Source organism: Ignavibacteria bacterium (assembly GCA_041649015.1).
GTDB lineage: Bacteria > Bacteroidota > Ignavibacteria > Tepidaquicellales > Tepidaquicellaceae > CAIKZJ01.
Genome location: JBAZNU010000003.1, coordinates 133961 through 146733, shown reverse-complemented (window position 1 = coordinate 146733; position 12773 = coordinate 133961). Strand labels below are relative to the sequence as shown.

Genomic DNA, 12773 nt, shown 5'->3' with positions numbered 1-12773 from the left:
TTTTGGGCATAAAAAAAGACAGATGCATTAAGGAGGAACGCATCTGTCAATAAGGAGGAGAACAATAAAAATGAAAAACAACAGATATAAATTACTTATTTTTCAAAAATTGTTCTATACCAAAAATTATCACACTATTAAAGTGCTGTTATATCAACTAATATTCCTTACATAATTAACGTGAAAGTTCTTGACTTTATCAACAAGAGCCTGAATATCTTCTCTTGGCGGCAAGAATGTTGTTCTGAAGTGCATTGTAGATGGCAGCTGACCGAAGCCAGAACCAGGTACAACGCAGATACCTGTTTCTTCGAGGAGTGCAAAACAGTAATCTGAATCGCGTTTGGAATCGTAAGCAACTCTTTCTTCTTCTGACATCTTATTAACATCAACAGATTTGCTGTGCGGCAGTTCGAACCTAACGAATGCATACATTGCACCCTGAGGGATTTCGCATGTCATTCCATCAATCTGATTTAAACCTTTGCCGAGAATTTCAGCCTTCTCTTTGAGTTCTTTAAGAATGCCATCACGCTCTTTAATATAAAGGTTAAAGCTTGGTTCGCCCTTTTTAGGAGGAGCCACCATTAAGTAAGTGACGATCTGACCGTCAACGTTTGAGCAAAGCCCTATAGACAGAAGCTTAACAAGATGTGCAAACACATCATCGGGAATATTTCTAACTTCAAAATATCCGCCGCGATGACCGCATTCACCGAGAAAACCTTTAGAGACCGAATGGAAACTGAATAGAGTTACCTCTTTTTCGTTCATGCTGTGCATTACTTTCGCAAAGGAAGTAAACTCAAGACCTTTGATATAAACGTTTTCCTGATAGACTTCGTCTGCAAGCAATACGAGGTTTTTAGCTTTAGCAAAACGGACAATCATTTCCATGTTATCTTTGGAAAGAACTGCGCCTGTTGGGTTTCCCGGGTTTATGACAGCAAGAGCAACGGGATTTATACCTTCTTGTTTTGCTTTGCTGTAGCTTTTTTCGAGTTCGCTTTCATTTAACTGCCAAGAATTCTTTTCATCGAGAAAGTAACCGATTTGTTTAGCACCATAAAGAGCGATAGTCGCACTGTACAAAGGATACTGGGGTATTGGAATCATGACGCCGTCGTTAGAGTTCTTAAGCAAGAGAGTGAGAGCAGCCTGAACACCCTTACTTGCACCGTCGGTAAGCATTATTTTATCTTTATCCGCGGGGATACCATCTCTTTGGGAGATAAAGTTTGCGATTGCTTCACGGATAAAAGGAACGCCTGCACTCTGGGTGTAAGCACCTGTACCCGTGGGATTCTTCTGCATAATATATTTTGCTCTTTCAATAACATCTGAAGGAAAGATTTTTGCGGCATCTTTATTATCTATCAAGTCAGGATACTCAAGCAAAGACAGCACCTGCCTTATAAAGGTTATTGGCTTTTGTTTAAGTGCCTGCGGGTTTCCGATGTTGCAATAAATAATTTTCTTTCCCTGGTTTTCGAGTTCCTGTGCTCTTATAACTATCTTACCTCTAACGGCATATTGAGCTTCAATAAGATTTGGATTTACGTCTTTAATGCTTATCATATTATTAATGAGATGATTTATACAAAAATAGCAATAGGAAACATGTTTTTAAAGGAAGAAATCATTAGTCCGAATGCATTTTGCCGAGTTCGCCTTCGCTCTTTGCAACGGTAACTGCCGTGAATGAGTCGGAGACAACGTTCGGGATAGTGCGAGCCATATCGAGAACGCGGTCAACACCGAGAATAAGGGCAATGCCTTCTTCGGGAATACCGACAGAGCGCAGAACTATGATTAGCATAATCAGTCCAACGCCGGGAACGGGTGCTGTGCCTATTGATGCAAGGACGGCTGTGATAACAATTGTGATTTGTTTAGTTAAGTCCATTTCTATGCCGTACACCTGAGCGATAAACATTGCTGCGACCGCCTGATATAATGCAGTACCATCCATATTTATAGTAGCTCCGAGAGGCAGTACAAAGCTGGCAATTTTATTCGAGACGCCGAGCTTCTTTTCAGCAACTTCCATTTCGAGAGGAAGCGTGGCAGCAGAGGAACTGGTTGAAAATGCAACAATCATGACCTGCCGCAGGGCTTTATAAATAGGCAGGACTTTTTGCCGAGCGATAGTTTTTAAGAGAGTCGGGTAAACAAATATCATTAAAAACAGAAGCCCTGATGCTACAGTAACAACGTACATAAGCAGGGTTTGAAGTATGTTGAAGCCGAACTCCGCGACAGTAGCCGATATCAAGGCAAAGACAGCGAACGGAGCTATGAGCATAACCTTTTCAACAAGAAGAATCATAGCGCTGCTGAGACCATCGAAGAAATTGATAATGGTTTTTGATTTATCTTTAGGAATCTGCGTTAAGAATATTCCCGTTAGAATAGCAAAGAAGACCACCTGCAGGAAATCACCGTCAGCGATGGCTTTGAACGGATTCCGCGGGACGATATTAACGAAGAAGTCAACTATATTTACCGAAACTTCCTGCTGAACTTTTGACGATGCTTCGTCGCTGAAAGTCTGGAGGAGCATAGTTTTTGTTTCAGGCGGCATAAAATTGCCCGGCTGAAAAATATTTGCAAACAAAAGACCTGTTGTGATTGCAATAACAGTTGTGAACATAAACAGTAGAACCGTCTTGCCGCCGATACGTGCGACGTTTTTCAGGTCGGAAAGAGATGCGGCACCAACAAGCAGTGATGCAAAGACGAGCGGAACGGCAATCATATTAAGCAGGCGGACAAAGATATCACCGACAGGCTTTATAAGAGCGCCGAGGGTTTTAGACTTTGTGATTTCGCGGACTTCGGTAAAAACTTTTTCCTGATTATCGAAAGTAGTGATTTTAACTTTAACCTGTTCTTTGAGTTTTTTATCTGTGAATGATTTTGAATACTTGATGATTGCAAGCTGAGAGTTTGAGTCGAAAGAGCTGAGCACAGAATCGCCAAGAAGAAATTTAACTTCAGAAAAACCTTTAACCTTTTCGATACCAGCTTTTGAGACGACTTCAATATCGCTTGAGCTCATGTGAAAGATGGAGCCAAAGACGGCGCCAAGAATGAGACCAAGCAGAATCTGATTGTGAATCTTAATCTTAAATTTCTTCATAAGGCAAAATAATATCCGCTATGATTATAAAATTATGCAATAATTTCAATTGCAAATGGATTATATTACGGGTAAATCAATTTCGCTATAAGATGTTGATGACCACTCCGCATTAGAGGAGCCAGCGTTTGGTTTTACGGCGGCAAAATAGATGCGGGCTTTTTTAAAACTATTGATACAGTTTTTTGTATAATCATTTATATTGAATGAAACGGAGTCGGTGCTCCCACCTGATTCGTTTGGAATGTTTGCGGTTATGGAAAAATAATCATCTTCTATTTCAAGATTATCAGACCTTTTATCAAAACAAAATGCGAGAAAAGTGCAAGTGTAAGGCGGCAGAAGTCCGGAGGCTGCGACGCGGTTGATTTTGTATTCGACGGTAATGGAATTATTGCTAACAGCAACATTATAAAGAGAAAGGTCTATACCGCCCTGAGGGGTAATGGTTGATGCAGAAGAGGGCTTACTGTCATCGACTGATTTTATGTTTGCTTTAATCAGTTTAGTATAGGCGCTTCTTCCGAGAGCGTTTGAATATTTCCATATTTTATTTATGGGATTAACGGAAGAGGCGGCAACGGCAAAATCGGTGCAGACAGCAAATCGGCTACGATTGCTGACACAATTTTTTGATTTTGAGATTTTGATGGTTTTTACGTATTCCGAGATGACGGTTTTGCCGTTAACATTGCGATAAACGACATCACCAACTCTGCCTGTTGGTTTTCCGAGGACTTGTTTCTTATTAACTGCCATAGTATTTGATTTTTGATTAAATATGGTGATTTTGGAGATAAAACGCAATATAAATATATCGCAGGCATATCGCAGGCATAACGCAGACATATCGCAGGCATATCGCAGGCATATCGCAGGCATACGAAAAATATGATATTTACAAGGATATAAGGAAGCAGGAGTGGAAATACTATCCATAATATGAAATGTATAAATTGGAAATTATGGAGGGAGAGACACAAGGGAGATTTATGGCAATGATATCATCGCGAATTATTTGAGTACAGCCATTGCGGAATTTTTAAGAAGGGCGATTAAATGAATATTATTATTGAGTTTCATTAATGAATTTTGATTAATAATTTTAAATTGGGAAGGGATAATTTTTAGATTTTATTAATGAGATTAATTTAATGAATATTAATTAATGATATTTTAATAATACAGATATGAAGATTTTAAAAGCAGTTATTTTGGTGATTTTGCTTTTTCCAATAATCAGCAAAGGGCAGGCGGAGAATCCGATAAAGAGCGTTAGGGGTACGTGGATAAATTTTGCGTATCAGGACGAAAGGAATAAATATATGAATCCTGCGGGTATTGATATGACGTCGCCGGAACTCTGGAGATTGAAGATTAAAGAGCTATCGGAAATGGGAATGGAGTATATCGTTATAATGTATGCCGCTAATGAAAGAAAATCTTTTTACCCTTCAACATTCATGCCGCCAGCATACACATCGGGGAGAGAGAGTCCAATAGATGCGGTGATGAATGCAGCGGACGAGCACAACTTAAAAGTATTTATGAGTACCGGCTGGGCGGTTAATCAGGATGACAATATACTAACGCAGGAAATTCTGGAGACACAATTAAAAATATTGCGGGAGACTGCGGGGCTTTATTCAAAACATAAATCATTTTACGGATGGTACTATCCCTGTGAAGGCGTGATAGTACCGTATTTATCGCAAGAGCATGTAAATATAACGAACAGGTTAAGTGCTGAGGCAAGGAGTTTAACACCCGGTGCGAAGATAATGGTTTCGCCGTATGGAATACGTTCAGTTGATTTTTCAGAGCGTTTATTTTCAGCACAGATTTCGAAATTGAATGTAGATATAATTGCTTATCAGGATGAGATTGGCTGTGTAGTAGAAAAACTGCCGCTGCCAAAAATGAAAGAGAACTTTGCAAGATTAAGAGAAATGCACAATACAAATAACATTGCATTCTGGGCGAACAGTGAAATCTTCACCTGGGAGAAAGAATTAAACGTACGAAACTCTGCTTTGATACCTGCGCCACTGCCGAGATTTTTATCACAATTAGCAGGACATACCAAGGCAGGGGTAGATGAGATAATAAGTTTTGCGGTATGCGGGATACTTGATAAGCCGGGTTCGGAATATCCTTTAGGGCATCCGATATATGCGGGGAGCGCTTACAAAGATTACATGGACTGGAAGAGCGGAAAAGGAAGATGGAAGCTGCTGGGTGCAACTTTTATGGGTAATTTAAAACATGAAGGAATATCGAGTAAAGTAACATACGGGTTTGCTCCTGCTGAACAAAATTCAAGCGGAAACCTGACGGACGGGCTTTTAGGAGCAGAGACGACATACGATAAGAACTGGCTTGGTTTTGACAAGAACGATTTGATAGCAACGATTGACCTTGGAACAGTACAGAGGATAAAAACACTTGGAGCACGGTTTTTAAATTACAGACCGTACGAGGTATTTCTACCCGGAAGTGTACGGTTTTCATTATCGAATGACGGTTATGATTTCAGAGAGCTGCCAGTGATAACATTTGATAATTATACTTATGATTATTATGACTGCTGGATTGATGTGGCGATGATTGACATTGATGAAGAGGCAAGGTTTATAAGGGTTTTCGCGGTGAACACGGCGAGGAAGTGGATATTCGCGGATGAGGTGATGGTGAATCCGGAGTATTGATTTTTTGAGGTTATGTCATATTGTGTATTAAGGGAATTTACGACTAATCATTAGACGTGACAAGTGATACAAACAAAAGAGAAGAAATTAAATTGATTTCATGATGAGATCCCCTCTAAGAACATGAGGGGATGACAAACAGGGTAAGATATGATAAATTGCACAAAGGGTGTTTTCCATAGCTGATTTAAGACAAAGTACGCATATGTGTGATTAAAATAATTGATTACGTGATGAAATCCCCGCCAAGAGCATTCGGTAATGTCAAACAGGAAGTGGTTCTAATAAAATGTTATTTATTTTAAAAATTAATTTGGGGATTGCAGGACGGTGCTGAAATTTTCGAGAATCTTTGACATTGTGTGATAGGAGATTGCGTTAGCACCTTCGTAGGGATGGTCGAGAACATATATCAGATACAGGATGATTATATTGATGAATGTGAACGCGATGGCGAGAAAGAAATACGGAAAACGGACACGCACGCCGAAGAAGAAAGAGAACGAGAATGAAATAAAGCAGCCGAGAATCATAACAACCCAAATAATAGTCGGGATTGAGTTTGTTATGTAGAAATACCTGAAACGTCGGGCTTCGCTGATGCCTTTGAGTTCATTCAGGCACTTATCGTACAGGATTGTATTGCTGATTGTTTTAATATCGATTTTAATAAAGTCTTCCCATATTCGATTAAACGCCGCATTACTTTTATAAGAATAAACACCCATTTGCATTTCAGGAATTTCCATTTTATTAATAATCTCAGTGTAGTCATAAATACTCATCATGAGGTCAGTACGAACGGGTTCATCGAGTCCCTGCACTGTAAAAAACAGGTTTGAAATCTGGTTAGACTCAGAATAGATATGATTCTGAGCGTTATTATAATCAGTCCAGTTTATATAAACAACGAATGCGATGAGGACAGCATAGAGCAAACCATAGGCATTGAAAAGATAGCTTGTAACGTTATGGTATTTTTCGAGGTGTTCATAATCATAGAACCTGTGAATAAGATAAAAGCCAATGAAAGCGATTACGACGCTCAGCAGAGCAACGATAATCACCATCAGCCAAATAGGTATATAGAGTAAGAAACTCATATTCACGATGCTTTATTTATTCTGAACTTCGAACCAAATTTTTGTTGTTTCCGGAAACAGTTCAAGCATAAACTCTTTAATGACTTTAGCATACTCTCTGATTTCCCACTGTGCATGGGCATTGTCACGCAGGTCAAGAAAATTCATGACTGCCTGAAAGGATGCTGTCCAATAAACTTCGGTAAACTGATTCAGGGGCAGAATAACACGCGCCTGTTCCTTAGCTACGCCGAGTCCGAGAAGTTTATCATAGCATCCAAGAATTTCCTTCATGGCATTGTCGAAAATCTTTTTTGCTTCAGACTGATTTTCTATTTCCCCTGCGGAAGCCTGTTTATTATCTTCTGACTGCGCACGCCAGACATCGGGTGTGTAGAAATCGTTAACGGGCACGTATCTGCCGCTGATTTCATTCCACGCATGGTCTTTAGTGGGATAGCTTGAAGAAGTTTCAATACCGACGACATGTTTATACCACTGGCGCATGACGAATTCAGGAGCTTTAACATGAAACTGAACGACTATATGCCGAAACGGTGAATAGTGCTTATTTTCGGCGAGATACCTGACGAGAACACTGTCTCTCTGCGTAAATTCCTGCTTCTTTTTCCCGAAAGAAACGCGAGCGGAATTAACGACTGTTAAGTCAGAGCCGAGCTTATCAATAACTTCAACAAAACCTTTATCAAGAACTGTTTTTTTCTGAATATTTTCTGTCATTAGATCAATAAATAATTTTTATACTTCATAATAAAGATGGAATTCATAAGGATGCGGACGAAGCTGAACCTCCTTAACCTCTTTATCCATCTTATAATCTATCCAAGTCTGAATAATATCTTCTGTGAAGACCCCGCCTTTAAGCAGGAAGTCGTGGTCTCTCTTAAGGTTATCAAGAGAAATTTCAAGAGAGCCGGGAGCCTGACGAATTTCTTTTTTCTCAGCTTCGCTGAGATGGTAAATATCCTTATCAACATGCGGACCCGGGTCGATTTTATTTTCGATACCGTCAAGACCTGCAAGCAGAATAGCAGAGAAAGCAAGGTAAGGATTTGCCGTACCGTCAGGGCAGCGGAACTCAACACGCTTTGCTTTTGGGTTGTTAGAATACGATGGTATTCTGATACAGGCGCTTCTGTTACGCATTGAATACACGAGGTTTACAGGGGCTTCGTATCCGGGTACAAGACGTTTATAAGAATTTGTAGTCGGGTTAGTAAAAGCAAGCAGAGAAGGAGCGTGCTTTAGAATACCTCCGATGAAATGAACTGCTATTTCGCTAAGACCTGCGTATTGATCACCAGCGAAGAGAGGCTTGCCGTCTTTCCAGAGCGAAACGTGAGTATGCATACCGCTACCGTTATCGCCAAAAATGGGCTTCGGCATGAATGTGGCGGTTTTGCCAGCTTCGCGGGCAGTATTTTTCACAACATATTTAAAAGTCTGAAGATTATCAGCAGCATCGAGCAGAGGACCGAAGCGGAAATCAATTTCGCTTTGACCAGCGGTAGCGACTTCATGGTGCTGAACTTCGACATCAATACCGAGATTAATAAGATTTTCGACCATCATATTTCTGAGGTCATTTGTAGAATCCGACGGAGGAACAGGGAAGTAGCCTTCTTTAATTTTTATTTTATGACCAAGATTTGCTTCAGATTCGGAGCCAGTATTCCAGAACCCTTCGCGGGAATCAATTCTATACCAGCTTGAGTATTCGTTTATATTATATGCAACGTGATCGAGGATAAAGAACTCAGCTTCGGGACCGAAGAAAGCGACGTCGGCGATGCCTGTTGATTTCATATAGTCAACGGCTTTACGGGCAATAAGCCGCGGGTCTCTATCATAGGGCTTCATTGTCATAGGGTCAACGATATCGCAAATAATGAAAATCGATTTATGTTTAATGAATGGGTCAATCTTAGCTGAGGATGCATCGGGCATGACAAGCATATCAGACTCATTGATAGACTTCCAACCGCGAATAGAAGAACCGTCGAAACCGAGACCTTCATAGAAATGAGATTCTTCGAGTTTATCTGCCGGAATGGAGAAATGCTGCCATTGACCGGGCATATCGGTGAATCTAAAATCTATCATTTTAACTTCTTTTTCCTTGATGAGTTTGAATACGTCCTGTACTCTTTTAAGCTTTTCCTTTTGTTCTTCTATGTTGTTCATTTTTAGAGTTATAAATTATTTTATTTGAATTAAAGCAAGATAGTAAAATTTGGGAATATATTTTAGTATAAAAGAAACGAGGGGGAGAAAAACGCGGATGAACGAGGATAGTATTTTACAATAAGAGCTGCACACTGATGATGAGGAAAGAATAGGTTTAAGGGGTTTAAGAGCATTAATCAAAAATACTTTTTAACACCAAAACACCAAAGACACCAAAAATCATAATTTACATCGTATGAGAAAGTAATGAAGAACGAAAGAAATTAGCACACTGATAACAATGAAAGAGTATGATTTACAAGGATGAGATTGAGAAAGAGAGTATGTTTCTGAAAGGTGCTTGATAAGATCCCCTGCCTAAAGGTGAACCTGCGGCAGGCAGGCCGCCAAGAGCATGCGGGGATGACAAGCTATAAATCAATATTATATTTAATACAGGATGATGCGGAGGGCTTCTGAAACTGCGAACTTATCGAAGACTTTTTCACCGATTTTGCATTCGCCGCAATTGCCGTGAACGCAGAAGAAATTATGGAGGTGAATTAGTCCCTGAGACTCGGCGACAGTTTTTGAGGGATATTCAAGCTGAGATTTCATGACTTTAATGATGCTGTTAGTACTGCCGTCTTTTGAAGTTTTGTAAAACTTTTTTACTTTAATAAAAAGGTCTTCGTCAGAGAAGACTTTTGAATATGAGTACAGCAAAGGAACGATTACATTAACGATTACATCGCGGACGCGGTCTTTTCCGATGGCGGCGAACTCACTTTTAGATGGTTTATTAAAATCGTAGTTATGTTTCCAAAACTCTGAAGTTTCGATAGAAAGAAAAATGTTTGTTAAGTCTTTAAATACATTGGGGCTGTTTTTAAAACAGAAGACGATACGTTTGAGAAGTTCTTCTTTAATCAATTCTTTAAGGAATGCAGATGCATAGGCAATTCTAAGGGTCGGAAAATTTAACGGACGCAGGCGGAAGAATTGCCATTCCGAGCGGTGCATGGTTTCGAATTTAAGTTTAGGCTGAATGGATTTCCAAACAGCGGAAAGACTTATATAGTAATCGTTATCGGAATCATGTGACAGGAATCCCGCGGTACCGAACAAGACTGCTTCAATATGGGTAAGAACGTCGGAATACTTTTTAAGTTTTCGAATATCTATTGATTTTGCAAGAGTCAGGAACTGCGATTTATTTTTAGAGAAACCGAGCGCTTCGAGAACATATTCAAAGAGGACTTTTTCCCAGACATCCTTTTTAGAATCATAGTGCAAATCATTTTCAAGATGAGAGATGCGGGAATACAAACGCTCAGCGCGGTAATTCAGTCTAAGCATACCCATGTCGGTAATCCAGTCTTTTTTCAGTTCAGCACCTACAACATGATTCTGTCCGAAACAAGGGAGTTTAAATTTCGGCGAAGGATTATTAATTATATCTTTCCATATATCGTGAATTGACTGTGAAAGAAACTCAGAAAGAACGACTGTCGGAATAACGCGTTTGCTTTCGGATGAAGAAACAGAGTTGTTATCGCCCCAGAAGACAACGTGAAGAATTACTTTATTATACTTCGGATCGGATTTATGTTTGTGTGAATCCCAGTCTTTGAAGGATTGATGAATCTCAATGTCGCCAGAAAAAAGAACGTCGTCGATTTGAACGAGTGCATCTTTAAAATCTGCTCCTGAATCAGAATTCGGGATTCCGAAGTTTATGATTTTTACAGGCTTCCCACCCGTAGTTTTTAGTCCCTTATAATACGCTTCATTTGTCCAGATACGGGAAATAAAGCTCTCGTTCAGGTTGAGTTTTTTCATTAATATTTAAGGAATAATTGTTTAAATTACACAAATTTAATTAAAAAACAAATAAATAAGAAAATGATAAAAACCGGATTTAACTTATTATTAGCAATATTATTTGCGACCATGATAATCTCCTGCGGTAAGCAGGAGCAGAATTTAAACACTGAGGATGAGTATTTAAACGCGGCAAAGAGCTTGTATGACAGTGCAGTAGCGAAGAGCGACAACGAACTTTTTAATCAGTCTATAACAAAATACAAAGAATTTATTGCAAAATATCCAAACTCAGATAAAGTAATATTTGCATACAATCAGATGGCAGGGATTAACTTTGATAATTTGAAGAATTATCCCGAAGCAATAAACATATACAAGACTATATACGAAAAATATCCGGACAAGAAAGAAGCAAAGCAATCACTTTTTATGGTTGCATTTATTTATGATGAGACTTTAAAGGACAAAGAAAACGCAATGGCAAGTTACAGACTTTTCCTTGAAAAATATCCGAAGGATGCAGACGAAAATGACAAGATGAGCGAATCAGCAAGAAGAATGCTTGAAGTACTTGAGACCGGAAAATCGATTGAGGAGTTAATACTACAGAATGCGGGGAATGAAGAAACAAAGACAGAAACAAAAACAGAAGTAAAAAAGGAAACGAAGCAAGATCCTAATGTTGACAGTAAGCCTCCAAAAACAAGAGCAATAGAGGAACATCAGATGCAAGAACAGAAGGAAGACGCAAAGAAATAAACAGGAATATTATATATGCCGTTTCAGAGTTTGTTTTGGGACGGCATTTTTATTTATACTAAGTGAAGAATAACAGCGAATATACTAAATACTTAAATCCGGCGGCATTATCAAAACTTTCAAACCTTGAGTTGAAAGCTAAGTTTGTGGTAGAAGGATTCATGACAGGGCTGCATAAATCACCGTATCATGGCTTCAGCGTTGAATTTGCGGAACACAGACAGTACATGCCCGGAGATGACCTTAAACATCTTGACTGGAAGGTATATGCAAGAACGGATAAATATTTTATAAAGCAGTATGAAGAAGAGACGAATCTGAAAGCATACATACTTCTTGATATCAGTAAGTCGATGGATTTTTCATATTCAAAAGCCACAAAGAGTTCTTCGCTGAAAAAACTTTTTTCAAAGGAAAAGAAAGAAAGAGCAGACACAGGAATTACAAAACTTGAATACGGGTCATACATAGCGGCATCGCTTGCGTATTTAATGTTACTTCAAAGAGACGCAGTTTCACTGACTGTGTATGACACGAAGATAAGAAAATTTATACCTGCCCGTTCGACGAATGCAAATCTGAAACTAATATTAAAAGAGCTCGCCAGCGTAAAATCATCAGAAGCAACGGGAACGGCTGAATGCCTGAATATAATTGCGGATAAGATAAACAGGAAAGGAATAATAATCATTATAAGCGACTTGTTCGACAATCAAGAAGAAGTGATGAAATCGCTTAGGCATTTCAGGTATGATAAGAACGAGGTAATACTTTTTCATGTACTTGACCCGATAGAAATGTCGTTTATAGATTCGGCACCCGTGCGGCTTATTGATTCGGAAACGAAAGAAGAACTATTTTCGCAGCCATCGGATGTTAGGAAGGAATATGAAAAGCTTATGATAAATTTTACGGAGAAATATAAATCCGAGTGCGTAAAGAACAACATAGATTATGTTTTGCTCACGACTGAAACACCTTTTGATACGGCATTACTGAAATACCTTAACAAGCGCAGGAAGAGTTACTGATATAAAATTACAGAGTGCAGATAAGCACGGAATTATT

The 12773-nt window shown here is 39.1% G+C and carries 10 protein-coding genes; 3 read left to right on the top strand and 7 right to left on the bottom strand.

Features of this window, described 5'->3' with window-relative positions:
* Nucleotides 1–153: 153 nt before the first annotated feature.
* From WC644_06370 to WC644_06360, 3 genes are all read right to left on the bottom strand, one after another.
* On the bottom strand, nt 154–1578 hold the full coding sequence (locus WC644_06370) for an aminotransferase class I/II-fold pyridoxal phosphate-dependent enzyme (protein MFA5011564.1): 1425 nt from the start codon (nt 1576–1578) through the stop codon (nt 154–156).
* A 64-nt stretch (nt 1579–1642) separates the two neighbouring features.
* Complete coding sequence (locus WC644_06365; GenBank protein ID MFA5011563.1) at nt 1643–3142, bottom strand: dicarboxylate/amino acid:cation symporter; 1500 nt, start codon at nt 3140–3142, stop codon at nt 1643–1645.
* Nucleotides 3143–3202: 60 nt separating this feature from the next.
* The gene (locus tag WC644_06360) at nt 3203–3901 is read right to left on the bottom strand and encodes a hypothetical protein (GenBank protein ID MFA5011562.1); all 699 of its coding nucleotides are present in this window, start codon (nt 3899–3901) and stop codon (nt 3203–3205) included.
* A 431-nt stretch (nt 3902–4332) separates the two neighbouring features.
* Here WC644_06360 and WC644_06355 point away from each other — a divergent pair, with 431 nt between their 5' ends.
* Nucleotides 4333–5850 carry a DUF4434 domain-containing protein gene (locus tag WC644_06355; GenBank protein ID MFA5011561.1) on the top strand — a complete coding sequence of 506 codons (1518 nt, stop codon included), beginning with the start codon at nt 4333–4335 and terminating at the stop codon, nt 5848–5850.
* Between the two features lie 308 nt (nt 5851–6158).
* Here WC644_06355 and WC644_06350 read toward each other — a convergent pair whose 3' ends face one another.
* From WC644_06350 to WC644_06335, 4 genes are all read right to left on the bottom strand, one after another.
* Complete coding sequence (locus WC644_06350; protein MFA5011560.1) at nt 6159–6953, bottom strand: hypothetical protein; 795 nt, start codon at nt 6951–6953, stop codon at nt 6159–6161.
* A gap of 12 nt (nt 6954–6965) precedes the next feature.
* Nucleotides 6966–7673 (bottom strand): FAD-dependent thymidylate synthase, encoded by a 708-nt coding sequence (thyX, locus tag WC644_06345; GenBank protein MFA5011559.1) that lies wholly within the window; start codon nt 7671–7673, stop codon nt 6966–6968.
* An 18-nt stretch (nt 7674–7691) separates the two neighbouring features.
* Nucleotides 7692–9137: a type I glutamate--ammonia ligase gene (gene glnA, locus WC644_06340; GenBank protein ID MFA5011558.1), complete on the bottom strand. Its 1446-nt coding sequence runs from the start codon at nt 9135–9137 to the stop codon at nt 7692–7694.
* A gap of 432 nt (nt 9138–9569) precedes the next feature.
* Nucleotides 9570–10961 (bottom strand): DUF2851 family protein, encoded by a 1392-nt coding sequence (locus tag WC644_06335; GenBank protein ID MFA5011557.1) that lies wholly within the window; start codon nt 10959–10961, stop codon nt 9570–9572.
* Nucleotides 10962–11024: 63 nt separating this feature from the next.
* Between WC644_06335 and WC644_06330 the strand changes: the two genes are divergently transcribed.
* Both WC644_06330 and WC644_06325 read left to right on the top strand, forming a co-directional pair.
* Nucleotides 11025–11705, top strand: coding sequence for a tetratricopeptide repeat protein (locus WC644_06330; protein MFA5011556.1), 681 nt, complete (start codon nt 11025–11027; stop codon nt 11703–11705).
* Between the two features lie 62 nt (nt 11706–11767).
* The gene (locus WC644_06325) at nt 11768–12736 is read left to right on the top strand and encodes a DUF58 domain-containing protein (protein ID MFA5011555.1); all 969 of its coding nucleotides are present in this window, start codon (nt 11768–11770) and stop codon (nt 12734–12736) included.
* Nucleotides 12737–12773: the final 37 nt, after the last annotated feature.

What these genes read in the sequence shown, in the direction of transcription:
- WC644_06370 (MFA5011564.1), bottom strand. Translation starts at nt 1,578, where the DNA reads ATGATAAGCATTAAAGACGTAAATCCAAATCTTATTGAAGCTCAATAT.
- WC644_06365 (MFA5011563.1), bottom strand. Translation starts at nt 3,142, where the DNA reads ATGAAGAAATTTAAGATTAAGATTCACAATCAGATTCTGCTTGGTCTC.
- WC644_06360 (MFA5011562.1), bottom strand. Translation starts at nt 3,901, where the DNA reads ATGGCAGTTAATAAGAAACAAGTCCTCGGAAAACCAACAGGCAGAGTT.
- WC644_06355 (MFA5011561.1), top strand. Translation starts at nt 4,333, where the DNA reads ATGAAGATTTTAAAAGCAGTTATTTTGGTGATTTTGCTTTTTCCAATA.
- WC644_06350 (MFA5011560.1), bottom strand. Translation starts at nt 6,953, where the DNA reads ATGAGTTTCTTACTCTATATACCTATTTGGCTGATGGTGATTATCGTT.
- thyX (MFA5011559.1), bottom strand. Translation starts at nt 7,673, where the DNA reads ATGACAGAAAATATTCAGAAAAAAACAGTTCTTGATAAAGGTTTTGTT.
- glnA (MFA5011558.1), bottom strand. Translation starts at nt 9,137, where the DNA reads ATGAACAACATAGAAGAACAAAAGGAAAAGCTTAAAAGAGTACAGGAC.
- WC644_06335 (MFA5011557.1), bottom strand. Translation starts at nt 10,961, where the DNA reads ATGAAAAAACTCAACCTGAACGAGAGCTTTATTTCCCGTATCTGGACA.
- WC644_06330 (MFA5011556.1), top strand. Translation starts at nt 11,025, where the DNA reads ATGATAAAAACCGGATTTAACTTATTATTAGCAATATTATTTGCGACC.